This window comes from Bacillus sp. HMF5848 (genome assembly GCF_003944835.1).
Lineage (GTDB): Bacteria > Bacillota > Bacilli > Bacillales > HMF5848 > HMF5848.
Genome location: NZ_RWIV01000001.1, coordinates 1,999,769 through 2,026,032, shown reverse-complemented (window position 1 = coordinate 2,026,032; position 26,264 = coordinate 1,999,769). Strand labels below are relative to the sequence as shown.

General features: G+C 36.8%; 21 protein-coding genes. 1 reads left to right on the top strand and 20 read right to left on the bottom strand.

The window, feature by feature from the left end; genetic code table 11:
* Window positions 1-27 precede the first annotated feature (27 nt).
* The 3 genes from EJF36_RS09635 to hflX form a co-directional block, all read right to left on the bottom strand.
* On the bottom strand, window positions 28-423 hold the full coding sequence (locus EJF36_RS09635) for a MerR family transcriptional regulator (protein ID WP_125906115.1): 396 nt from the start codon (window positions 421-423) through the stop codon (window positions 28-30).
* Between the two features lie 414 nt (window positions 424-837).
* Complete coding sequence (locus tag EJF36_RS09630; protein WP_125906114.1) at window positions 838-2,094, bottom strand: methionine gamma-lyase family protein; 1,257 nt, start codon at window positions 2,092-2,094, stop codon at window positions 838-840.
* 12 nt (window positions 2,095-2,106) lie between these two features.
* Window positions 2,107-3,372, bottom strand: a complete 1,266-nt coding sequence (hflX, locus tag EJF36_RS09625) for a GTPase HflX (RefSeq protein ID WP_260471863.1) — start codon at window positions 3,370-3,372, stop codon at window positions 2,107-2,109.
* A gap of 155 nt (window positions 3,373-3,527) precedes the next feature.
* Here hflX and EJF36_RS09620 point away from each other — a divergent pair, with 155 nt between their 5' ends.
* Window positions 3,528-3,893 (top strand): DUF1360 domain-containing protein, encoded by a 366-nt coding sequence (locus EJF36_RS09620; RefSeq protein WP_185806870.1) that lies wholly within the window; start codon window positions 3,528-3,530, stop codon window positions 3,891-3,893.
* A gap of 240 nt (window positions 3,894-4,133) precedes the next feature.
* Here EJF36_RS09620 and spoVK read toward each other — a convergent pair whose 3' ends face one another.
* From spoVK to recA, 17 genes are all read right to left on the bottom strand, one after another.
* A complete protein-coding gene (gene spoVK / locus EJF36_RS09615) occupies window positions 4,134-5,069 on the bottom strand; it encodes a stage V sporulation protein K (RefSeq protein ID WP_395940628.1) in 936 nt (311 codons plus the stop codon).
* A 286-nt stretch (window positions 5,070-5,355) separates the two neighbouring features.
* Window positions 5,356-5,580 carry an RNA chaperone Hfq gene (hfq, locus tag EJF36_RS09610; protein ID WP_125906112.1) on the bottom strand — a complete coding sequence of 75 codons (225 nt, stop codon included), beginning with the start codon at window positions 5,578-5,580 and terminating at the stop codon, window positions 5,356-5,358.
* A 30-nt stretch (window positions 5,581-5,610) separates the two neighbouring features.
* Window positions 5,611-6,564, bottom strand: a complete 954-nt coding sequence (gene miaA / locus EJF36_RS09605) for a tRNA (adenosine(37)-N6)-dimethylallyltransferase MiaA (protein ID WP_312028259.1) — start codon at window positions 6,562-6,564, stop codon at window positions 5,611-5,613.
* A 181-nt stretch (window positions 6,565-6,745) separates the two neighbouring features.
* On the bottom strand, window positions 6,746-8,617 hold the full coding sequence (mutL, locus tag EJF36_RS09600; RefSeq protein WP_125906110.1) for a DNA mismatch repair endonuclease MutL: 1,872 nt from the start codon (window positions 8,615-8,617) through the stop codon (window positions 6,746-6,748).
* Window positions 8,618-8,635: 18 nt separating this feature from the next.
* The gene (gene mutS, locus EJF36_RS09595) at window positions 8,636-11,245 is read right to left on the bottom strand and encodes a DNA mismatch repair protein MutS (RefSeq protein ID WP_125906109.1); all 2,610 of its coding nucleotides are present in this window, start codon (window positions 11,243-11,245) and stop codon (window positions 8,636-8,638) included.
* A 243-nt stretch (window positions 11,246-11,488) separates the two neighbouring features.
* Window positions 11,489-12,037, bottom strand: coding sequence for an outer spore coat protein CotE (locus tag EJF36_RS09590; RefSeq protein ID WP_125906108.1), 549 nt, complete (start codon window positions 12,035-12,037; stop codon window positions 11,489-11,491).
* Between the two features lie 597 nt (window positions 12,038-12,634).
* The gene (locus EJF36_RS09585; RefSeq protein WP_125906107.1) at window positions 12,635-13,063 is read right to left on the bottom strand and encodes a RicAFT regulatory complex protein RicA family protein; all 429 of its coding nucleotides are present in this window, start codon (window positions 13,061-13,063) and stop codon (window positions 12,635-12,637) included.
* 1 nt (window position 13,064) lies between these two features.
* Window positions 13,065-14,603, bottom strand: coding sequence for a tRNA (N6-isopentenyl adenosine(37)-C2)-methylthiotransferase MiaB (gene miaB, locus EJF36_RS09580; protein ID WP_125906106.1), 1,539 nt, complete (start codon window positions 14,601-14,603; stop codon window positions 13,065-13,067).
* Between the two features lie 269 nt (window positions 14,604-14,872).
* A complete protein-coding gene (locus EJF36_RS09575) occupies window positions 14,873-16,048 on the bottom strand; it encodes a glycine C-acetyltransferase (RefSeq protein WP_125906105.1) in 1,176 nt (391 codons plus the stop codon).
* A gap of 41 nt (window positions 16,049-16,089) precedes the next feature.
* Window positions 16,090-17,130: an L-threonine 3-dehydrogenase gene (gene tdh, locus EJF36_RS09570; RefSeq protein ID WP_185806869.1), complete on the bottom strand. Its 1,041-nt coding sequence runs from the start codon at window positions 17,128-17,130 to the stop codon at window positions 16,090-16,092.
* Between the two features lie 404 nt (window positions 17,131-17,534).
* A complete protein-coding gene (locus EJF36_RS09565) occupies window positions 17,535-18,401 on the bottom strand; it encodes a 2-oxoacid:ferredoxin oxidoreductase subunit beta (protein ID WP_125906104.1) in 867 nt (288 codons plus the stop codon).
* On the bottom strand, window positions 18,402-20,138 hold the full coding sequence (locus EJF36_RS09560) for a 2-oxoacid:acceptor oxidoreductase subunit alpha (protein ID WP_125906103.1): 1,737 nt from the start codon (window positions 20,136-20,138) through the stop codon (window positions 18,402-18,404). It abuts the gene before it with no gap.
* Between the two features lie 252 nt (window positions 20,139-20,390).
* Window positions 20,391-21,317, bottom strand: coding sequence for a dipeptidase (locus tag EJF36_RS09555; protein WP_125906102.1), 927 nt, complete (start codon window positions 21,315-21,317; stop codon window positions 20,391-20,393).
* A gap of 98 nt (window positions 21,318-21,415) precedes the next feature.
* Window positions 21,416-21,676, bottom strand: a complete 261-nt coding sequence (gene spoVS, locus EJF36_RS09550; protein WP_003181955.1) for a stage V sporulation protein SpoVS — start codon at window positions 21,674-21,676, stop codon at window positions 21,416-21,418.
* Between the two features lie 488 nt (window positions 21,677-22,164).
* Window positions 22,165-22,959 carry a TIGR00282 family metallophosphoesterase gene (locus EJF36_RS09545; protein ID WP_125908326.1) on the bottom strand — a complete coding sequence of 265 codons (795 nt, stop codon included), beginning with the start codon at window positions 22,957-22,959 and terminating at the stop codon, window positions 22,165-22,167.
* Between the two features lie 175 nt (window positions 22,960-23,134).
* On the bottom strand, window positions 23,135-24,697 hold the full coding sequence (rny, locus tag EJF36_RS09540; protein ID WP_125906101.1) for a ribonuclease Y: 1,563 nt from the start codon (window positions 24,695-24,697) through the stop codon (window positions 23,135-23,137).
* Window positions 24,698-25,099: 402 nt separating this feature from the next.
* Entirely contained in the window at window positions 25,100-26,140 is a 1,041-nt protein-coding gene (gene recA / locus EJF36_RS09535) for a recombinase RecA (protein WP_125906100.1), read from the bottom strand.
* Window positions 26,141-26,264: the final 124 nt, after the last annotated feature.

Sequence of the window (26,264 nt, the reverse complement as noted above, 5' to 3'; positions counted from 1 at the left end):
AAATTGTTTTTTATTTACACGATGATGCTAATGGAAAAATCTAAACAAATCTCCTTGTCGTAAAGGTGTTTTTTGAAAACGCCCTGCTTGAATTATCTCAGAACGAAGGAGTTTGCGTAACTGTTCATCAGTCACATCATCTTGCATGTCATTTTCTTCTTGTTGCATTGCCACTACATTATGGTTACCAAGTAGAATTTGTTTGATGCCTGCCATGTTTACACCTTGGTCTAGAAGGCTTTTAATCTCAAGTAAGCGGTCTATATCATTAAATGAAAACAAACGCTTATTCCCTTCTGTTCGTGCGGGCTTCACTAGGTCATGCTCCTCGTAATAGCGGATTTGCCGTGCGGTTAATTCTGTTAACTGCATAACAACGCCCATCGAAAACAGCGGCATCGATCGTCTAATGTTATCACTCATACAATATACGACCCCCTTGCCATTAAACTAATGTAATAATACCTAACTTATTCATGTTACATTTCCTTACATGAACTTTATATTTTGATTATAGCATTATACAAATAAATTGCAACTATTAAGCATAAAAAATTTTCAAAAAATACAACTACCTTATAACAAGGTAGCGGAGACCACCCTAAGAAAACGCGACGTCCTGTCACTTTTTCAATTCTGGGTCGTCCTAGCCAGCGAAAATTCTGACTTTCAAAGATGATTGGTGTGTAATCACAGAAAACTGATTTTTCCTCTTGAGTCAAAAACCCTAGAACTGGACACTCATCAATTCAGAATTATATCCCCACATTAAAGTCACGATTTTCATTCCTAAACGTCAAAAAACGCACATCACTTTTAATGATATGCGTTTGGTTTTTATATTAAGCTTGCAGATATTAATTTATCAACAGCTAATGATACCGCAATTTTAACATGGGCATACGTCAGTCCACCTTGCACATACGCTATGTATGGTGGTCTTATAGGTCCATCCGCACTTAGCTCCATACTAGATCCTTGAATAAAGGTACCCGCTGCCATAATGACATCATCTTCATACCCAGGCATATAATTTGGCTCCGGTCTAAAGTGGGCATTAATGGGTGATGCATACTGAACAGCCTGACAAAAAGCTATCATGCGGTCTTTGTCATCAAATTGCACTGCTTGTACTAAGTCCGTCCGTGGTTGGTTCCACGAAGGTGATGTCGTTAAACCTAGCTCTCCTAATAAACACGATGTAAATAATGCACCTTTCAAAGCTTGTCCAACAACATGAGGTGCTAAGAAAAATCCTTGGTACATTTCTTGCAAACTATATAAAGAAGGACCCGCTTCTGCTCCAATGCCAGGTGAAGTCATTCTATATGCACATAATTCAACTAACCTTTGTGTCCCCACAATATAGCCTCCGGTTTTCGCAATACCGCCTCCTGGATTTTTAATTAATGACCCGGCCATCAAATCTGCTCCCACATGGCACGGCTCTTTATCTTCCACAAACTCCCCATAACAGTTATCTACAAATACAATTACGTCTTCTTTTAAACTTTTAACAAACTTTATCATATTCTCTATTTCTTGGATGTTAAAAGAAGGTCTGTTGGCATATCCTTTCGATCGCTGAATTCCAATCATCTTTGTATCTCGCTTAATAGCTTGCTTTACAGCTTCATAATTTATCATTCCATCTTCTTGTAAAGCTACATAATTAAACGAAATATTAAAGTCTTTTAACGAACCATTATCCTGTCCTCTCAGTCCAACTATCTCATCAAGTGTATCATAAGGTTTACCAGTTATATAAAGCAGTTCATCACCTGGTCTTAACACTCCAAATAATGCTACCGTTATTGCATGAGTTCCAGAAATGATTTGTGGTCTAACTAACCCCGCTTCCCCACCTAACACATCAGCATATAATTTTTCAAGAGTATCTCGACCTACGTCGTCATATCCATATCCAGTGGATGGAATGAAATGCCCTTCACTTATTTTATTGTTTCTGAATGCCTGTAGAACTCTATATTGATGGTACTCAATGTTTTTATCAATAGCTTGAAGAGCAGGTTGAATCTTTTGTTCAACCCGCTCGATTAATGGTTGTAACTTATTTTGGTTTTCGTATTGCATCTTGAAGCTCCTCTAGTCTAAAAAGTGATTTAATTGTTGAAAAAGTACGTCATCATTAAAAATAAACCCTCTACAATCATACGTATTGCTCATCTCATTGTAATGCAAGTCATTTAAAATTGTCGTAGCCTTTAATGCCGCTAATAACTTGCCTTCCACAGCAGGAATAGCAACATCATACGGTACCATCTCTAATTTCATTTGCTCCTCTATCTTATGCAAAAGATTATGTAAGTCCTCTTTCATAAAAGCTGATAAGTGTAGAAATGGACTTTTACCATTTGGCACAAACTCTTCATGTACTTGATCGCGTTTATTATATATAGTAAGTACTGGTGTATTTGAAACCTCTAATTCTTCTAATAACTCATAAACAGTTTGTTCATGACGAAAATAATCAGGATTCGAACTGTCCACAACATGTAATATTAAATCCGCCTCCTGGACCTCTTCAAGTGTAGAACGAAAAGCAGCGATTAAAGTCGTTGGTAAATCTTGAATAAAACCAACTGTATCTGTTAATAAAGTAGTCATCCCGCAAGGTAAAAATAACTTTCTTGTCATCGGGTCTAACGTAGCAAACAACAAATTCTCTTCAAACGCTTGCGAATCAGTCAATTTATTAAACAAAGTTGATTTCCCTGCATTCGTATAACCAACAAGCGAAATTTGATATACACCGTTGCGCTTGCGTCTAGAACGATAACGTTTCCTATGCTTAACAACAATTGATAATTGGCTTTTTATTTCAGTTATCCGCCTATGAATATGACGACGGTCTGTTTCAAGCTTTGTTTCACCAGGCCCTCTTGTCCCTATTCCAGCACCTAGCCTAGATAACGCTAAACCTTGTCCACCTAAACGTGGTAACATATACTGCAATTGAGCCAATTCCACTTGAAGCTTACCTTCTTTTGAATTTGCTCTCATCGCAAATATATCTAAGATCAACTGCGTTCTATCAACAACTTTCACATCATTCAGTATTCTAGATATATTTCGTAATTGACTTGGAGTTAATTCATCATTAAAGATAACAATATCAGCTTCTTTTTCTTGCACTATTAACGAAAGCTCTTCTAACTTCCCTTTTCCTATATATGTAGCAGTATGTATAGAAACACGTTTTTGTGTTACAGCCACGACAACCTCACCTTGAGCAGTACGAATCAATGAACCTAACTCTTGCATAGAGTTCTCAAATTGTTCATCGTCTCGATTAGGCAATTGGCACCCAACTATTATAGCTTGTTCCTTTCTAGTAGTTCTTATATCCAATTAATTAGCCTTCTTCCTTTTTATATTCTCTTATATATTACAAGAATCAATTTAACATTTCCAGCTATGCTTATTTCTTTAACATACACAGAATAAAATACTTTGCCTTGAGACATCATGAAGGAGAAACGACAAATTTTAGGAGCGCATAAATCATGACCCAGATTACATGGTTACAATATTTAATGGTTATCTTAGCAAGTTATCGTCTCACTCATTTGATTGTATTTGATAAAATAACTGAAAAAATACGTGATCCATTTATGAAATTAACCACTTTCCATACACCTGAAGGAGATAAACGTAAAAAAATCCCCAAAAATTTATTCGGTTATTTATTGAATTGTTATTGGTGTACAGGGGTTTGGAGTGCTATTTTTTTAGGTGGTGGATTTATTTTATTTCATGATGTATTTAAACTAATCATCTTTATTTTATCTATTGCAGGAGCCCAAGCAGTAATCGAGACGTTTGTAGGGGTAAACATAAAAAAAGTCGATTATTACAACAAGCAAAAATGAAGCTTTTGAAAAGCAGTCATCTTACTTACTGCTCTAACAAAACATAAGAAAGGCTACTTAAAATATTACCAAGAAAAAGCAAGAAGGTAATGAAGGCGCACATGACCAGATTTAAGAATAATATGAAAAAACCGGGCTTAGCCGGTTTATTTGAAGATTTTATCGTATAGTTCTATTTCTATTTTTTACATAAGCAAAAATATAAGCGGTCCGATCAAGAAGATTCAAGTCAAACTTATGTTATTTTTCATCAGAAAAGATAAGGTCCTGACTACGCAATGTAAGCAAATCTTTTCGATCAAATTCATCATGTAACAATAGTCGCATTGCTTGAGCACGTATTGACTTTTCAATCACATTACGTATATAGCGTCCATTACTAAAGCTTTTTGGGTTCGTACCTGCTTTATACGCAACTAAATGATCCTTAAGCTTCCACTCTGCATCAGTGCTTAATTCATATTGTTTTTCAAATAGCATACGCCTAGCAATCTCCATCAGTTGATCTACCGAATAATCTGGAAAATCAATAACAAGAGGAAATCTAGATTGTAATCCTGGATTTAGTGATAAAAAATGATCCATTTCTTTTGAATAGCCTGCTAAAATTAAGATAAATTCGTGCTGTCGATCTTCCATATGCTTTACTAGTGTATCAATAGCTTCTTTCCCAAAATCCTTCTCTCCTCCTCGCGCGAGAGAATACGCTTCGTCAACAAATAATATTCCACCTATAGCCTTCTTTATTAAATCGCGAGTTTTCTGAGCAGTATGTCCGATATACTCTCCTACTAAGTCAGCACGTTCCGCTTCAATTAAATGTCCTTTTGATAAAACATTCATCTGTACAAATAGTTTACCGATTAGACGTGCTACAGTTGTTTTTCCTGTGCCAGGATTACCCTTAAACATCATGTGTAACGCTTGCTTACCAGCCTTTAGCCCTTGTTCTTCTCGTTTTTTATTCACATAAATCCAAGCGTATATTTCTTTAATAATTCTCTTCATCTCATCCATACCGACGAGTTTGCTCATTTCATTTTCAATATCATTTAAAATAACATGTTTATTGGCGTTTTTCTCTGTTAGAAGTGGGTCCTGTTTATGAGTAAGTTTTAGTTTATGTTTTTGCCCATTGAGAACGATGTTAATCTGTCCATTATTTTTCATCTTCATCGGTTGATCCAACACCTTCACCTCACATTCCCTACTAGTATACGTGCAAGATAGGAGAATTGTGACAAACGCCCAGTTTTTTTATAATTTTTTCAACGCCTTTGAAAAGAATATAACACCATAAAACAAAATTCGCTTAAATAGTAAGCATTTTTACACAAATGTCGCAATCTGCGCTTTCCCGAGAAATAAAGATAGTTAAAAACACAACCCAAATCCACTAAACGCTGAGGATTGCCTTATTCACAAAAAAACTCACCAGCTATTTAGTGGTGAGCAAAAACATTTATTCAAAATCAATTTGAACATTTTTTTGTGGTGCGAATGTAGAGATGGCATGTTTATAAATAAGTTGTTGTTTACCCTCTGTTTCAAGTAATACTGTAAAATTATCAAAACCTTTAACTTGGCCACGAAGTTGAAATCCATTTAATAAAAACACAGTTACGAATGTTCCATCTTTACGAAGTTGATTTAATATTTGGTCTTGAATGTTCACTGCTTGTTTCATGCTTATGTCCTCCTCTTTTCTCTATACATATTATTTCGCTTTTAATAGTAGCTTTCCTGCAATATAATGAAAAATTTCCTCCATTTTCTCATCAAACTCTAAAGCATTAGTCATATCGAACCATCTTACATCCATTTTATTACGGAACCATGTTAATTGCCGTTTGGCATAACGTCTTGAATTCTGTTTAATTAAATCAACGGCTCTTTCATACGATATGTTTCCTCTTAAGTAGTCATATAGTTCTTTATAACCAATAGCTTGAATAGATTGACAATCATCAATACGATTATTAAATAGAGCTGTCACCTCTTCCAGCAATCCTTCATCGAGCATAATATCTACACGTTGATTAATTCGTTCGTATAACATCTCACGCTCCATTGTTAATCCAATCAGAGCTGTTAAATAACGGGGCTGTTGTTTATTTTCTCTTAGATATTCTGTCATTGTACGCCCTGTTGTATGATATATTTCAAGTGCTCGAATGACGCGACGAGTGTTATTTGGATGAATTCTGTCAGCGCTCTCCTTATCAACGTCTTTTAGCTTGTTATGTAAAAATTCAGGTGAGTACTGACTAGCTAAAGCCGTTAACTCCTCTCGAAGCATGTCGTCAGACGACACGTCTGAGAATTGATAATCATATAACACAGATTGAATATACAATCCAGTTCCCCCGACAATAACAGGAGTTTTCGAGCGCTTCGTTATGTCGTCTATCTTTTGAACAACTAATTCTTGAAATTCTTGTACAGAAAAAGCATCAGTTGGATCCTTTATATCGAGTAAATGGTGCGGAATGCCATCCATTTCATTTGATTTGATTTTTGCTGTACCTATATCCATACCACGATACACTTGCATAGAATCGCCACTTATAATTTCGCCATTAAACCTTTTAGCAGCTTCAATACTAAGCTTTGTTTTCCCAACTGCCGTAGGGCCAATAATGACTATAACCTTTTGTTTATTTTCTTCCAAAGGATGATCCTCCTTCATACTGTTTTAAGAAATGAAAGAAAAATCCCTTCTTTTCTGGTAACAGCACAACATCAACATATTATATCCACATTTGGAATAAACTTATCATGAAAAATTAAAAAATTTTCAGTAACGGGCTACTACTAAAATTCAGTAGCCCGGATACTTATTAACTAATTCATTACATAACTCGTTTAAACATTTTTTCCATTTCATAGGTTGAGAAATGGAGGAGAATAGGCCGTCCATGAGGACATGTAAATGGATCCTCACTTTTTCGTAAATCTTCTAGTAATGCAAACATTTCATCCTGACGTAAATAATGATTAGCTTTAATCGATGCTTTACAACTCATTAATATAGCAGCTTCCTCACGAAGCTTACCTATATCCGCTGTTTTTGTCGTCAAGACTTGCTGAATTAAATCTTCGATAACACTCTGTTCATGTCCCGCAGGAAACCAACTCGGATGCTCTCTCACGATAAAAGAGTGTGTACCAAATGATTCAAGAAAAATACCACAAGCTTCTAACTTGTCTTTGTGCTCTATTAGCTTAATTGCTTCATTACTAGCAAAATCAAATGTTAGTGGTACTAATAACTGCTGCAAGGCAGAGTCAACTTCAGCTACTTTTCCACGGTAAAACTCGTATTTAAGCCTCTCCTGCGCTGCATGTTGATCAATGATATAAAGTCCATTCTCGTTTTGCGCCAAAATATACGTACCGTGCATTTGACCTATCGGATACAAAGGCGGTAATCTATCGTTTATTGTGTTGCTAGTAGCAATAGACTCCTCTTCTACAGAACTATCATTTTGTATTATTTTTTTAATTTCGCTTGATGATACTTCATTACGTATTGTTGTTTCATCCTGAGTACTATCCATACCACCACGTTCATTGATTTCACTGTCAGATCTGCCAGAATTTGAGTCAATATATATATCGCTAGCTTCGCTTTTTTCAGGTTCGGACTTAACCACGTGTTCAAAACGGAAAAACTCTTGTTCCGTTTTAATTTGCTCACGTTTATTGTGTGCTTTTGTTTCAACTTCTGGGATAAGTGTTTGCTTCTTAAATACTTGTTTTATGCTCGATTCAATTATTTCAAGTAGTTCTTGTTCTTTACTTAAGCGAACTTCTAGTTTAGCAGGATGCACATTAACATCGACTAGTATAGGGTCCATTTCTATCTTAAGCATAACTATTGGATGTCGCCCTATTGGTAGAAGCGTATGATATCCTTGTTCAATAGCTTTCATAATACCATAATGGCGAACAAATCTTCCATTAATAACTGTTGATATATAATTTCTAGAAGCCCTCGTAATTTCGGGCAAAGCTATATGCCCACTAATCTTAAAATCTAACGATTCGTGATGAATAGGTAGCATTTTCTTTGCGGTTGCAACTCCGTAAATAGAGGCGAGCACTTGACGGACATCCCCATTACCTGGAGTAAACAGCATACGCTTGCCATTGTGCATCAACTTAAATGATACATGAGGATGAGCCAATGCTAACCTGTTCATCACATCAGAGATATGCCCTAGTTCTGTATGAATAGTTTTCATATATTTAAGTCGCGCAGGGGTATTAAAAAACAACTGTTCTACAGTTAAGTCCGTGCCTTTACGGCTATTTGTCCGCTCATGTTTTTTAATCACGCCACCTTCTAGTTCAATAAATGTCCCTGCTTCTGATCCTGTTGACGTTCGTAAGGCAACTTTAGAAACAGAAGCTATACTAGGCAGCGCCTCACCCCGAAACCCTAATGTGCGAATTCGAAACAAATCACTTTCAGCTTTTATTTTACTAGTGGCATGGCGTGAAAAAGCTATTTCACAATCATCTGATTCTATACCATTGCCATTATCAAGGATTCGAATCCTTTGCAGTCCCGCTTCCTCAACCTCTACTTCTATTATAGTGCTATTAGCATCAATTGAGTTTTCAACCAGTTCTTTGATAACTGAAGCAGGGCGTTCAACTACTTCTCCTGCTGCTATTTTATTGGAAAGCTGATCATCAAGTTGGATGATTTTCCCCATAAAAACCCCTCATTTTACTTATTTCAACATCTTCTGTAATTCATATAACTTTGTCATCGCATCAAGTGGTGTCATCGCCATAATATCTTGCAATAAAAGTAAATCAATCACTTTTTTTTGTTTAGTAGTAAATTTATCATTATTTGTAACATTACTATCTGCAAACAAAGACAATTGAGCCGGCTGTTCTTTTACAGATACTTCTCGTTCTTCTAACTCATTCACCTGTTGTACTGACTCTGTAGACTTTTCAGCCTCCAATTGTGTCAGTATCACTTCCGCTCTCTTAATCAATTGTTCAGGTAATCCAGCGAGTTGCGCTACATGAATACCATAACTTTTATCAGCACTACCTTCTTGAAGCTTATGCAAAAACACAACTTGTCCATTTTCTTCGACAGCACTAACGTGTATATTTTTCAATTGAGGTAAATCCATTTCTAGTGCTGTAAGCTCATGATAATGTGTGGAAAACAGAGTTTTAGCTCCTATGTTATTATGAATATACTCAATGATTGCCTGCGCTAATGCCATTCCATCATAGGTTGATGTACCTCTACCAATCTCATCAAATAAGATCAAACTGTTTTGGGTAGCCTTCATAATAGCGTGCTTTGCTTCGAGCATTTCAACCATAAAGGTACTTTGACCGGAAATTAAATCATCAGCAGCTCCTATTCTAGTAAACACTTGATTGAATATAGGTAAAACAGCTTCATCTGCTGGAACAAAACAGCCAATTTGCGCTAAAATAGCGGTCAAAGCAACTTGTCGCATATACGTACTTTTCCCGGACATATTAGGACCAGTAATTAATAATAGTTCTCGTCCTTCAGACATCATACAATCATTAGGTACGTATTCCTGTGAACCCATTACTTTTTCAACTACTGGATGTCGGCCATTGATAATTCGAAGTTCGCGCCCCTCTGAAAAACATGGGCGTGTATAATGACGTTGCTCACTTAAAGTCGCAAAGCTCTGATACACATCTATTTCACTAATGAGCTTAGCCAGCTGTTGAAGTCGTGAAATGTATGTCTTTACTTGTTCACGAATCTGTTGAAATAGCTCGTATTCGAGCTGAATGCTTTTCTCTTCTGCTTCCAAAATTAAAGCTTCTTTCTCCTTTAATTCAGGCGTTATAAAGCGCTCCGCATTGGCGAGTGTTTGCTTTCTTTCGTAACGCCCTTCAGAAAGCAAGTGTAAATTCGCACGGGTAACTTCAATATAATACCCAAAAATTCTGTTATACCCTACCTTTAATGACTTAATTCCTGTTGCTTCCTTCTCTTGTTTTTCAAGCTGTGCTATCCAAGATTTACCGTTACGACTAGCATCTCTATATTTGTCCAGCAACTCATTATAGCCGTCCTTGAGTAAATCCCCTTCTGTCACAGAAATTGGCGGATTCTCTTGTAGCGCTTGCTCTAATATAAGTTTAAGATCTTCACACGGATCCAGAGTATTCATCAATTCACGAATATAAGGGTTATTCAAAGATTCAAGACCTTTAACAATAGATGGTACTTGGGCAAGTGACTTTTTTAATTGTAATAACTCACGCGCATTTGCATTACCAAACGCTACTTTTCCAACTAATCTTTCTAAATCATACACATCCTTGAGTAGGTCTCTAAGCTCTTGTCTTACAAAATATTCATTGAGTAAAGTCTCAACAATAGAGAACCTTTTTTCAATGGCACCTCTATGAATTAATGGTTGATCTAACCACTGTTTAAGCTTTCGTCCCCCCATAGCAGTTACAGTTTCATCTAATAACCACAGGAGAGAGCCTTTTCTACCCTTACTACGCACAGTCTCTGTTAACTCTAAGTTTCGTTTGGAATAGTAGTCAATTTTCATAAATTGATCTGTTTCGAACAAAACAAACGGCTGCAAGTGATCAAGTGAACGTTTTTGCGTTTTGTGCAAATATTGTAAAAGTCTGCCACACGCAATTACAAGTGGTTGCTGTTTGATTGATGATACTAACGATTGGAATTGTTCCGGAATATCCGTATCATTCTCTTTTGATAGTGTAATAGACACTCCATCCCACATATGCTTGTCAATCAATTCTTTTAAATCGCTGTCTACAACAATCTCTTTCGCTTCTAAAGCATAAATTTCTTGTAAGACATCGTCAATTCGCCCATGAATTAGTGTTACTCGTGTTTCGCCTGTTGACAAGTCAGAAATCGCTAAGCCAAATGCGCTATTGTTATCAAACGAACTTATACTAGTTAAAAAGTTGTTTTTATTATCTTCAACTACTTTTGTTTCCATTATTGTTCCAGGTGTAATTAACTGAACGACTTCACGCTTAACAACACCTTTTGCTTGCTTCGGATCCTCGGTTTGTTCACAAATAGCCACTCTGTATCCTTTTTGCACAAGCTGTTCAATGTATCCTTTAGCAGAATGATGTGGAACACCGCACATAGGAATTCTATCTGCCCCCCCACCATCACGGCTCGTTAATGTTATTTCAAGCTCTTTAGAAGCTTTGACTGCATCGTCGAAAAACATTTCGTAAAAATCACCTAGACGAAAAAATAAAAAGGCATCTTTGTAGTGAGCCTTAATTTTTAAATATTGTTGAATCATAGGCGTATAGCTTGCCATAAAAATCCTCCATCTATAATAAGAAATACGTAAGACCTCATTGAATTTCCACTCATGAGGTCTTGGGGTCACCATTTCGTACATATAGACACGACCATTGTTGTATTTATGACTGTTTTAAAATTCTATACAAAAGATAATGTCCATAACTCTATATATTATAACATAATTCTACAAATTTCTTTGCAAACATTTCTTTTCATAAAAAGAAAAAACTAGAGAGTATACCTCCCTAGTTAGTTATTATTCTTCTACATCGCCTACTAAAAAGTCTGGATTTAAGTCTTCAAATTCTGAATCATCAAACTCGTCATCATCGCAGTCCCAATCATCATCACAACCATGCGGCGCTACTGCAACACATACTTTTGTTTCTCCGATAATTTCCGCTAAAAATTCACGTTCCACTTCAACTACGATTTTGTTGCCGTTTGGTGAGATTGTAGCTTCTAAGCAATTAGGTTGTTGAACAACACGTGCGATAACATCATGACAATCATCTAGGAAGTCATCATCTCTATATTTTAGTTTAATAACGTCGCAGTATGAAACTGTTTCCGTTACGACTTCCGTTTTGGTGTTATCGTTGTACGCATACCAAACGTTGATATCATATCGACCATGTACTTCAACCGTGTGACCAACCTTCTTGGCCTCATACTGATGGTTGATAATCCAGCAACCTAGAATGCTACACGGTTTATGAGCTGGAGAAATCGTATGTGTAGACTGTGTGAATTTGCGTCCTTTGCCAACGACGGCCTTTGTAATAATCTCTCTGTATTCTGACATACGGGCAAACCCTCCTCAATCAATCTTCATTTCATCCTATGCAGGGCGAATGACTAGTGTGAATACCTAAAAAATTATTTCTCGTATTATCATTATTAAGCTTTTAGACCTCTTTATAGTTCATTGTATGCGCACTCGCCCAGATATGTACCGAATTTTTAAAAAGTACAAACTGTGAATTTGAAAAGCGTGCATATTGATTTTAAAAAAGGTGCCTACACAATCAGAGTCGATTAATATTCCAGTTTTTCTCCAGATTATATGGTTGGACTACTTTGTAATAGGCATCGCCATATATTCAAGAATAGTCTTGACGTTGCTTAATAGTCTCTCACATTTTATTAGTCGTTAAGTTAAGGGCACCACGAAATGCGTCACGTTGTTATGTTGAATATTATAAGAAGAGAGTGAAGCATCAATAACTGTGGAAACATCACTGTTAAGTCAGCATTTTCGCTAATCACCAACAAGCATACTCATGGAAGACCTACTAGAGCTTGAAGCGCTCAGTAAATAAGAAATATGTACTTTCCCACGCTAAAAAGACGTCGGTATTTTACCAACGTCTTTGCATGATTATAATCGTCCTATGACTGATTAATGGCAGCCACAATCTTTTTTGTTAACCTGAGCACCTGTTTCGCCTCTTAACACATCGCCACCAGTTGACATTATAATTTGCTCTGTAACGGTTTTTGTAATTGTCGAGGCAACCAACTGTAGTAAATCATTCACTTCAACTTGTGTATCTTGGAACTGCTGAACGACTGGGATTCCATCTAATTCATCTTGTAACTTATTAATTCTTTCCTCTGTTTTACGTAAAGCTTCCCCTTTACCATAATGCTGTAAGTTTACAGCCTGCTTTTGGAAGTTTTTAATTTGTGCGATAATGCCACTTACCTTTTCATTTTCGTGTATTTTGGCTTCTGCTTGCTTGAACGTTTCAACTTCCTCTGTTTCAGCAATCATTTTAGCAAGATCGCGAGCTTTTTGAATAATTTCTTCTTTTGTATATTGAGCCAACTTAGTTCACCTCTACAGTTTCTGTAATCATCTCTCCATTAAGTGTCCATGTTTTAGCTTCTAGTACTTTTACTTTGACAAGCTGGCCAATTGCTGACTTAGGGCCTTTGAAGTTAACTAGTTTATTCTTGCTAGTGTAACCAGCTAGTACATCTGGGTTATTTTTACTTTCACCCTCCACAAGTACTTCTACAACTTGACCTTCATATTCCTTGAGCTTTTTAGCTGATACTTCATTTACTAATGCATTAAGTCGTTGTAAACGTTCCTTTTTAACTTCCATTGGAATATTATCTTCCATCTTTGCAGCTGGTGTTCCTTCACGTGGAGAGTAAATAAATGTATACGCAGAGTCGAATTCAACCTCTCGATATAGTGACAATGTTTCTTCAAACTGCTCGTCAGTTTCATTCGGAAAGCCTACTATTATATCCGTAGTTAACGAGACGTTTGGCATTGCTTCTTTTATTTTTCGAACAAGTTCTAAATATCGTTCACGTGAATACTTACGCGCCATGATTTTCAAGACATCCGTGCTACCAGACTGTACAGGAAGATGAATGTGGTCAACTAAGTTTCCACCTTTTGCTAATACGTCTATCAAATGATCATCAAAATCACGAGGATGACTCGTTGTAAATCGAATTCTAGCAATATCAATTTTGCGAATTTCATCCATTAGATGACCTAACCCGTATTCTATATCTTCAAAATCCTTACCATATGCATTTACGTTTTGACCAAGAAGAGTTATTTCCTTATAACCTAAAGCCGCTAATTGGCGTACCTCTTGAATAATATCATCCGGACGACGGCTACGTTCTTTCCCACGAGTGTAAGGAACAATACAGTACGTACAGAATTTATCACATCCGTACATAATGTTAACCCAACCTTTAATATTACCTTTACGTACTTTCGGTAGGTTCTCAATAACATCTCCTTCTTTTGACCAAACTTCGATTACCATTTCTTTTGACATGTAAGCTTCTTTTAATAAATGAGGTAATCTGTGGATGTTATGAGTACCAAAGATCATATCAATATGGTGATGTTTGTTTAAAATTCTATTGACAACTGATTCTTCCTGAGACATACAACCACATACTCCTAATAATACATCAGGATTGTTCTTTTTAAGAGCTTTTAAGTGGCCGATTTCACCAAACACCTTATTTTCTGCATTTTCACGAATAGCACATGTGTTTAGTAGAATAACATTTGCATCCTCAACAGTTTCTGTCGCTTCGTAACCAAGTGCTTCAAAAATACCAGCCATTACTTCTGTATCATGCTCATTCATTTGACAGCCGTAAGTACGAATATAGAATTTCCGACCATTTCCCAAACCGTAAAATTCTTCTGGTATATTAAAGTCTTTGTGATATTGAACAGATTCCTTACCTCGTTTTTTCGCATCCTTTAGATTTGGTGCGACATAGACAGTTTCGAAATACTTACTATAATCCTTGTCGGATTTTTTGTCCGAAGAATTGTTAGCTTGTACTTTTTGTGATTCTACACGTTGTTTTTCATTCATGTTGCGAAAAACTCCTTTCTTGATCATATATTTACACATCTTTATAGTATAAAGGTTTCAGCATTGATAAACAATAATATTTCCCACACTATAGATAGTGTATATTTTTTTCTCTAGAAATGCCACTGGCATCAGTTACCTTTATAAAATACACAACTCATTTTAAACAATATATCGCAATTAAAAAGCATGAATCCAGAAAGTATATGGATTCATGCTAAGAAGAATCAAATTAAAATGATAAAAATGTTTTACTAGCAATAGACTTCTTAAATAATACCCAGTTCTTTTCCTGCTTTTTCAAATACTTGTAGCGCCTCTGTTAGCTCACCTTTCGTATGTTCAGCAGTCACAATTGTACGTACACGTGCTAAACCTTTTGCGACTGTAGGAAAAGCTATACCTTGAGCAAACACTCCGTATTCAAGTATTTTATCAGAAAAATGGTGAGCCAATGCTTCATCCCCAACCATGACAGGTGTAATTGGCGTCTCACTACTTCCCGTTTTAAAACCAAGTTGTTGTAAACCTTTCTTGAAAAACGCTGTATTCTCCCACAACGTCTCAATTAACTGTGGTTCCTCAATTAAAACATCTATCGCCTCAATGCATGCTGCCGTTACAGCAGGCGGGTGTGACGTACTGAATAAAAACGGTCGCCCCTTATGAATCAAATAATCTATTAAAGTTTGCGAGCTTGCTACATATCCTCCAAGTACACCAATTGCTTTACTCAACGTGCCAACCTGAATATGAACCCTTCCATCTAAACCAAAATGATTTACAGTTCCACGTCCGTTCGCCCCTAACACTCCTGACGCATGGGCATCGTCAACCATAACAAGAGCATCATATTTTTCTGCTAACTCAACGATTTCAGGTAATGGTGCAATGTTACCGTCCATTGAGAACACACCGTCGGTTACAATAAGTCGTTTTCTATAAGTACCGGATTGTTTCAAAGCATCCTCTAAACTCTTCATATCAACATGCTTATATACCTTACGAGCAGCTTTTGTCAAACGAATACCGTCAATAATAGACGCATGATTTAATTCATCCGAAATAACAACGTCCTGTTCATTCAAAAGTGCTGACAAAACACCTTGATTAGTCGTAAAACCAGACTGAAATACTAAAGCAGCCTCAGTATGCTTAAAGTTTGCCAGTTTTTCCTCTAATTGTTTATGCATATTGAAAGTACCAGCAATCGTACGTACCGAGCCTGTTCCTGCTCCATATGCCTCAACCGCACGAATAGCTGCATTCTTTAATCGTGGATGAGATGTCAACCCAAGATAGTTATTAGAAGACAACTGGATAACGTTATTTCCATTTATTGTTACTCGCGAACCTTGATCAGATTCTAACGGGATAAGCGTACGAAATGTACCTTGTTTTTTCATTTCATTTAATTCAGCTTGTATATGTTCAAATCCTTTCAAAAAGATCACTCCTTCTAATTATCTATTATCCTAGTATTCAATTAAGGGTGTAGTACAACTTTGCCACATTTTCCTGCAATCATTAAATCAAAGCCTTTTTCAAACTCATCAAGTGGAAAATGATGCGTTATTAAAGGTTTTACATCTACTTGCTTAGAATTAAGCAAGCTTGATACCTGCTGCCAAGTTGTAAACATACGTCGTCCTGTTATCCCTTGAACCTGAATACCTTTAAAAACTATATCATTCGTAATATCAAGTTCTACTGGACGAGTTGGCAAACTTAAGATGGAAAATCTTCCACCATTTGTAATCATTTTGAAGCCTTGGTTCATAGCAACTGGGTGACCAGACATCTCACATACAACATCTACTCCATCACCATTTGTTAGCGACAGCACCGTTTGAACAGGATCAGCTTCAGAAGAATTTATAATCGTCGTAGCCCCCATTTTCTTTGCTAAATCAAGACGATATTCATTAATATCTAAAGCAATAACCTGAGATGCACCACATGCTTTAGCAACACTTACAGCCATAATCCCAATAGGACCACAGCCAATAACCGCAACAGTTTTTCCTGCAACATCCCCAGACAATACGGTATGTACCGCATTTCCCATTGGCTCTTGAATACTTGCGATATCATAGGGCATTTCCTCCGGGTTTTTCCATATGTTAACAGCTGGTAGAGCTACATACTCTGCAAAACACCCATTTGTGTCTACACCAATTATCTTTGTATTTTTACAAATATGGTAATTTCCATTTAAACATTGCGAACATGAATAACACACTAAATGGGTTTCAGCTGAAACACGGTCTCCTACTTGAAGATTGGTCACCTTATTTCCTACTTTCACTATTTCACCCGCAAATTCATGCCCGAATACATATGGTGGATTCACTCGACTTTGTGACCATTCATCCCATGTATAAATATGAACATCTGTTCCACAAATAGAGGTTGCATGAACCTTAATTAAAACCTCATTATCACGTATAGTCGGTATTGGTACTGTTTCAATTTTTGCACCATATCCACGAGTATGCTTTATAATCGCTTTCATCGTTCCACTCAAGATGAACACTCCCTAATTCCTTCGTAGTAAAAAAACCATATATAACGATATGTTATCATCTAACCAGTACCACGTAAAGATACGTGTCCACCTGAGAAAGACAAATGCTCTCTCTAGATGAAAAATTCAAAAATTTTTTTCTATTGAGAAAGTAATAAACTAAACACGATTTATTAAATAATGCAACACACTTTGGTTATGTATCTCAAAACAACAGGAAATAATGTAACCCTCTATAGGCTGACACTCTCACACTAAAAGAGATAGCTTTTTCGTATGGAACGTTCTTTAATGTTTTTTTTTAAAACCAATGACTAACTTTCCACAAAATTATACAGTTTACCCGAAAAGTTCACAGCATAATAAAAGCAGCCCTGTTTTGGGCTGCTGATATTGTTAACAAGTTACATAAACTCAGACACAAGCTTTTCGAACTGATCTTGTTCAAGATCTAAGTCTGCTTTCGTTAATGGCGATTCACTATACCCGTGAATAAGTTCTTGATATGATTTCTGTTCTTTATTTTGATAAATAAGCCCAGTTACTAGACCATTATAATTCATCAGTGTTTGCATAGCTTGCATACGATCATTAGGATTGTAGTCTTCAATCGTATTTAATTTAGTTAAATTCTCTTTAAACCAATCATACGTATTGACTTTATTGTATGTTACACAAGGACTGAAAACATTAATTAAAGAGAAGCCCTTATGTTGGATACCTTGCTCAATTAGTGAAGTTAAGTCCTTTAAGTCTGTAGAGAAGCTTTGCGCTACAAATGTTGCTCCAGCAGTTAACGCCATCTCCATGACTGATAAGGAAGATTCAATAGAACCTTGTGGTGTTGATTTTGTTTTAAATCCTACATCACTTCGAGGGGATGTTTGTCCTTTTGTTAACCCATAAATTTGATTATCCATTACGATATACGTAATATCTATATTTCGACGAATAGCATGGATTGTGTGACCTAGACCAATCGCAAATCCGTCACCGTCTCCACCTGATGCAATAACAGTTAAGTCTCGATTTGCCATTTTTACACCTTGAGCTATAGGTAAGGAACGTCCATGAATACCATGAAAGCCGTATGCATTGATATAGCCTGAAATACGTCCCGAACAACCGATTCCTGAAACAACTGCTAAGCTATCTGGCTCTAAACCAACGTTTGCAGCAGCACGCTGAATAGCTGCTTGTACTGAGAAATCCCCACAACCTGGACACCAGTTTGGTTTTACATTATTACGGAAATCTTTAAATGTCGCCAATTATAACAACTCCTTGCACTTAGCATATACTTCTTTTGGCAAGAATGGGTTGCCATCGTACTTTAACAAATTATGAATCTTTTCAGCATTACCAACATTCATTTTCATAATATTTGCCAATTGCCCTGTTGCGTTGTTTTCTATAACAAGTACATTTTTCGCATTTTTGATGTGTGGTAACACTTCATTTGTAGGAAATGGATGGATAAGTCGAACATGTACATGATTTACTTTAACTCCATCTTTTTCTAGTCGACCCATTGCCTCTTCTATTACACCTCTAGTAGAGTTAAATCCTACTAAAAGTATATCAGCTTCATCATGCTTGCAATTTGTATATATCGGTTCTTTAAAGTTAATAGTATTTAATTTACGAAGTCGTTTATCCATTTGCGCAATACGATTGCCAGCTACTTCTGATGGTTTTCCAGTCTCATCATGCTCAACACCTGTTACATGGTGAATACCATTCTTTGTTCCAGGCATAACACGAGGAGATACTCCATCTTCAGTAACTTCAAACCTCTTGAAATATTCCTTAGTTTCACGCTCGATACTTTCATCAGTAATTAATTTACCTCGACGAATTTCAATCTTTTCATAGTCTAGTGGCTCTACTGTTTGTTTACCAAGAGACAGTTGTAAATCAGAAAGGATAATAACTGGACACTGATATTCTTCTGCAATGTTGAAAGCCTCAATTGTATCGTAAAACGCTTCCTGAACAGTACTAGGCGCCATTACCACTTTTGGAATTTCGCCATGCGTTCCATAAATCATAGCCATTAAATCGGATTGCTCCTGCTTTGTTGGTAACCCTGTACTAGGACCTCCACGTTGTGTATCAACAATAACTAGAGGCGTCTCTGTAATGCCTGAAAGTCCAATTGCTTCCATCATTAGAGACAATCCAGGACCAGCCGATGCTGTTAAAGAGCGAACACCACCGTAATTTGCACCTATAGCCATCGTACAAGCTGCGATTTCATCCTCTGTTTGGATAACTGTACCTCCAAAAGCAGGTAATTTTTTAATTAAATATTCCATAATTTCTGAAGCTGGTGTAATTGGATAAGCTGGCATAAAACGACAGCCCCCAGCTAAAGCCCCTAGAGCAATAGCATCATTTCCAATCATAAATAAACGTTTCTTACCATCAGCCTTTTCTAGCTGCATTATATTTACATCGTCACCGAGATTCTCTTGCATAACCTGAACGCCCGCTCGGATTGCATCCATATTCTTTTCAACAACCTGTTGACCTTTTCGACCAAAGATTTCATTTATTACCTCGTGGAATGCATCTAGTTCTAGCCCTAAGACTGCAACTGAAGCACCAACAGCAACCATATTTTTCATTAATGAAGTTCCTAATTCAGTAGCAATTTCTGTAAATGGAACCGCATACAATGTTGCTTTTCCATCTATTGGTACATTAGGATTAAACTTCGCGTCAGCAATTACAATGCCACCTTGTCTCAACTCATGATAATTAAAATCAATAGTTTCTTGGTCAAACGCTACTAAAATGTCTAAATCGTCTGAAATTGAACGGACTTGTGTTGTACTAACGCGGATTTTATTATTTGTGTGACCACCTTTTATACGTGACGAAAAATGGCGGTATCCATACAGATAATATCCTAATCTGTTAAGAGCAATCGAGAAAATTTCCCCAGTACTTTCGATACCCTCTCCCTGTTGTCCGCCAACTTTCCATGAAAGTTGATTGATCATCTCTTACACCCCTTTGAATGCGTTCAATAGTAAGATAACTTACATAAATAGTGTAGCATATCCAACAACAATTCACGAGAATTTAGTATTCTATTTCGTACTCTTAGAACTGCAAAAGAATATGTACTAAACGCTTTCATTCTAGACCTAGCTATAAAAAAAAGCAACCCTTTCGCTCAAAATATTGACAAAAATATGAATATTTATTTAGGATAATACAAAATTAACATTTTTCTAGCTTACTTACACCGTTTATGCTGGAAAATGATGAAACCAATTTAAATATAAAAACTTCTCAACCTGTTCTTCCGAATAATGTTTTTGAAGCTCATTAATTAAATTCACATACTCCTTATACGAGGATAACCCTTTTACTGTTTCTGTAATGCCATCAAAATCAGAGCCAAACCCAAGTTGATTTTCGCCACCTAATCCACAAATATAATCGAGGTGTTCAAGTACATCTACGATTTCTGCTTTCCTTTTGGTAGTTAGAAATTGGGGGACAAATGTGACACCAATCATACCATCTCTTCTAATAAGCTCCAAAATCTGTTCGTCATTAAGATTCCTTGGATTATCACATATTGCTTTAACATTTGAATGAGTTGCTATTGGGTAGCGAGCACAATTCATAACATCCCAAAAGCCTGCTTCTGATAAATGCGATACATCAGTCCAAAGCTTATATGTATTTATCTCATCTATTACTTTACGCCCAAAAGATGTTAGTCCGGCCCCTCTTGGCTCTAATACGCCGTCAGCGAGTGTGTTCGCATAATTCCATGTTAAGCCTACACTCCTGACTCCCAAACGTAGTAAAGTGCGTAGCTTAACTGGATCGGACTGGATTGCTTCTCCTCCTTCTAACGTAAGAACAGCTCCGATTTCATCATCTTTCAAACGATGTATATCTTCCTTCGACCGAATTAATCTCATGTTACGATTTTCAGCTAGAACTTTTTTAAAAAATATATCGACCATTTCAAGAGCTACTTGAAAGCTGTTATCTTTTTTCACATATTCTGGAATGAATATTGCAAAGCATTGTACCTTTGCGTGTGTCCGCTGTAATTGATCCATTGTTATGTGTAATTCAGTGCATTCGTGTTTAAATGACACTCCCTTATTCTCCCATAGCTTCATTAACACATCACAGTGCGCATCAAAAATCCGCATAGTCTCCCTCCATACATAAAAATCATAAACTCTCAAAATAAAATAACCTGTTTGTATAAAGCAAACAGGTTTTTAGTAGTTTACATATTTTCTATCTATTATCGTGGTTCCACAATCAATTTGATAGCAGTACGTTCCTCACCATCAATTTGAATATCCGTAAATGCTGGGATACAAATTAAATCCACACCACTAGGAGCTACAAACCCTCGTGCAATCGCTACAGCCTTCACAGCTTGATTTAATGCCCCTGCCCCAATTGCTTGTATCTCTGCTGCCCCTCTCTCTCGTAAGACACCGGCAAGTGCACCAGCCACCGAATTTGGATTCGATTTTGCCGAAACCTTTAATATTTCCATCCCCAGTTCCTCCTTGTATTTTACAGTGTATAAAGGCTTGTTCTAGTAGTAGAACAAATGCTTAAAAAGGATTCCAATGATACTATATTCACTAGTGATGATCTATATTCCTGCAAACTTTTTAATTTTTTTCAAAAAATTCAAAAATAATACAAAAGTTAAATAACGTCTCACGATTACATATATTAGTTAAAAAATATCTGTCAAAACTTTTCTAGCTGCTTACTATAAACATTAAATAGTTACTGTCTAGTTAAGTTAATCATCCATGAAAACCTCATGCTGTTGCATATCTTACCTAATATTCGAAAACTTTTCAAAATCCAGCTTCTTTCAAAAACAAAAAGAGGCTGGGACAAAAGCCTAGCACCTCACTGAACACACTATATGTAGTACGCGGCTTATTTATTTGGCGCACAATATATTGCGTCGTTAGGTGCCCGGCTCTTTGTTTTGTCCCAGCCTCTCATCTTCAATTGGTTTATTTATTATTCGAAATATGGTTTATCATCATTGATCATAATAGGTTGGATTTTTTTTGCTCTTCCAGAGGAAACGTCGACATCGATCACAACACCATTTAGCTGTGTCCGGCCACTTGTCACTTCAAATCTAACTGGTAAGGAAGTCATAAATCTTTTTATTACTGCTTCTCTCTCTACGCCAAGAATGCCATCATATGGACCAGTCATTCCAACGTCCGTTATGTATGCAGTTCCGTTCGGTAGTATGCGATTGTCTGCTGTTTGAACATGTGTATGTGTACCAACCACAGCAGTAACTCTCCCGTCTAAATACCAGCCCATTGCTTGCTTCTCACTAGTAGCCTCAGCATGAAAATCCACAAAAATTACCGATGCTTTTTTCTTAGCATGTTCAATTAAGTGGTCTGCTGCTCGAAACGGACAGTCAATTGCAGGTAAAAAAGTTCGTCCTTGCAGGTTAATAACCGCCATATGTATACCTTGATATGTAACATATGTAATACCACGACCTGGTGTTCCTTCAGGAAAATTAGCTGGACGAATTAAATATTCGCTTTTGTCTATACAATCAAATATATCTTTATTATCCCACGTATGATTACCTAATGTTACTACTTGAGCACCCGCTTGGAGTAATGCATTATAGATTTTCCCAGTTATCCCTTTTCCACCAGCAGCATTTTCTCCATTTACGATTGTGAACGTTGGTTTATATTTAGACTTCAGTTTAGGTAAATACTCCTTTACCATATCACGGCCTGGTGACCCCACGACATCACCAATAAATAAAATTTTCATATATATTTCCTTTCCATTTGTCTTTTTTCTTTTTCCTATGATTATTATTCTCTGTACCATTCTATCATACCCCATCCTACAATAAGGATTGAGGATATTGTCTTAAACCGTAATAATAAGTAAAAAACAAGTGTATGATTTTCACGTTAAAAAAAGTGGCCATATTCGGCCACTTTTATTTAGCATATTCAACTGCTCTTGTTTCACGGATTACAGTGACCTTTATATGTCCAGGGTAATCCAGTTCCTCTTCAATTCTTTTGCGTATATCACGAGCTAGGCGATGCGCATGCAAATCATCAATCTCATCTGGTTTAACAATTATTCGAATTTCACGACCTGCTTGTATTGCAAAAGATTTTTCTACACCGTCATACGATTCAGAAATATCTTCTAACTTCTCAAGTCGTCGAATATAATTTTCAAGAGTCTCACTCCGAGCACCTGGTCTAGCAGCTGATAATGCGTCTGCTGCTGCCACTAATACGGCAATAGTTGATGTAGGTGCTGCGTCACCATGGTGTGATGCGATACTGTTAATAACAACTGGATGCTCTTTATATTTCGTCGCTAACTCTACACCAATTTCAACGTGACTGCCTTCAACTTCATGATCAATTGCTTTTCCGATATCATGTAGTAAACCTGCACGGCGTGCTAAAGTTTCGTCCTCGCCAAGCTCAGCAGCTAATAATCCGGATAGGTAAGCAACTTCCATTGAATGCTTTAATACATTCTGGCCATAACTTGTGCGATATTTTAATCGACCTAATATCTTAATTAGATCCGGATGGAGCCCATGAACACCTACTTCGAATGTGGTTTGTTCACCAACTTCTCGAATGTATTCATCCACTTCTCTTCTTGACTTTTCAACCATCTCTTCAATTCGAGCAGGATGGATACGTCCGTCTTGAACAAGCTTGTCTAATGCAATCCTGGCCGTTTCTCTACGAATCGGATCAAAACCAGACAATATGACTGCTTCTGGTGTGTCATCAATTATTAAGTCAATACCTGTTAGTGTTTCTAACGTACGAATGTTACGACCTTCACGGCCAATAATACGACCTTTCATTTCATCGTTTGGTAGATTCACAACAGATACTGTAGTCTCAGCAACATGGTCAGCTGCGCAACGTTGGATAGCTAAAGATAAGACTTCTTTTGCTTTCTTATCTCCTTCTTCCTTCGCACGATTTTCAGCTTCTTTCACCATAACTGCAACATCGTGGGAAAGCTCGTTTTCAACACGTTCTAAAATAATTTGTCTCGCTTCGTCACGAGAGAGGCTAGAAATTCGTTCGAGCTCACTCTGTTGTTTTGCGACTAATTCTTCCACTTTGCTTTCCAACTCTTCAATATGCTGTTGTCTCTCGTTTAGAGAATCCTCTTTCTTTTCCAGTAAAGCTTCACGTTTATCTAACGTTTCATCTTTACGATCAAGATTCTCTTCTTTTTGCAATAAACGACTTTCTTGTTTTTGAAGCTCATTTCGGCGTTCACGTACTTCTCGCTCTGCTTCTGTACGAAGTTTGTGAATTTCATCTTTCGCTTCTAAAAGTGCTTCCTTCTTCAAGGAGTCTGCTTCACGTTTTGCATCTTCAAGAATTTGCTCAGCGGCACTTTTCGCCCCAGCTATTCTCGTTTCAGCAATGGATTTGCGAACAAAAAAGCCAACAACTATACCGACGAAAGTGGCAAGCAAAATGGAGATGATTAGTATAATTGGGTCCATCGTTTCACCTCCTCTTGCTATGAACTTTTCGTTATTTCTGTCTTGTCGGCATGTACATTGTTAATAATGGTTCAATATACAGCGGAAAGGCTTTCAACCATTTTACATTTGAGGAAAAAAGCAAAATATACATATTAATTTTAATGGTGGCAAAATTTATTGTCAAGCTAATGGGAAAGAAAGTGGATAAATATTTGCTAGCTCAGCTAAAAGCTGAGAAATTACTAGGGTAAATTAAACAAGAAACAATCCAAAGTCATCTTCATACAAGACGTATATTGTTTTTAGAACATTAGTAACTTAATGATATTAACAAATTATGTATAGTTATTCCTATTAAGATGTATTGCTGCTTACAATTACAAGAAACGGAGCGAATACATAAATTCGCTCCGCTTATTACTATTCGATATCTAGTAATTCTTGTGGTTCCTCTTCAACAGGAGCCACTTTTACATCATCTAAGTTATGATGATCACGAATTCTTTGCTCAATTTCGCGTTTTATTGTTTCATTTTCTTTTAAGAATTGTTTCGCGTTTTCTCGACCTTGTCCTAATCGATCATCATTATAGGAATACCAGGCACCGCTCTTTTGGACGATATCAAGATTCGAACCAATGTCGACAATTTCGCCTTCTTTAGATATCCCTTCTCCAAACATAATATCAACTTCAGCAGTTTTAAATGGAGGAGCCATTTTGTTTTTCACAACTTTAATTTTCGTTTTGCTACCTACCATATCGTTGCCTTGCTTTAATGTTTCTGCACGACGAACCTCTAAACGAACCGATGAGTAGAACTTAAGAGCTCGTCCACCTGGTGTCGTTTCAGGATTTCCAAACATAACACCAACTTTTTCACGAATTTGGTTGATAAAGATAGCAATCGTTTTTGATTTGTTAATAGCACCTGATAGTTTACGAAGGGCCTGAGACATTAAGCGAGCCTGTAAACCAACATGCGAGTCACCCATTTCTCCTTCAATCTCCGCTTTTGGCACTAGAGCTGCCACTGAGTCAACTACTATAATATCAATAGCGCCACTGCGAACAAGAGCTTCAGCAATTTCAAGTGCCTGCTCACCAGTGTCCGGCTGTGACAATAATAATTCATCAATGTTTACACCTAATTTTTCAGCATATATAGGATCTAACGCATGCTCTGCATCTATAAACGCTGCTTGTCCACCTTGACGTTGAACCTCAGCAATTGCATGAAGAGCTACTGTTGTTTTACCAGATGATTCTGGTCCATATATTTCAATAATACGACCTCTAGGGTATCCACCCACTCCAAGAGCAATATCCAATGTTAAAGAGCCACTTGAAATAGTTGATATTTTACGTTCAGTCTGTTCTCCCAACTTCATAATAGAACCCTTACCAAACTGTTTTTCTATTTGTTTTAACGCCATATCTAATGCAGCTTGACGATCACTCACACAAAATCCTCCTTTTAACTTGCAATCTACTATAACTACTATACCTTTTTTATAGTAGTTTGCCAAGTAAAATATCGAACACCTATTCGGATATTTTTAACAATTATAAGTTACCATTTTAGAA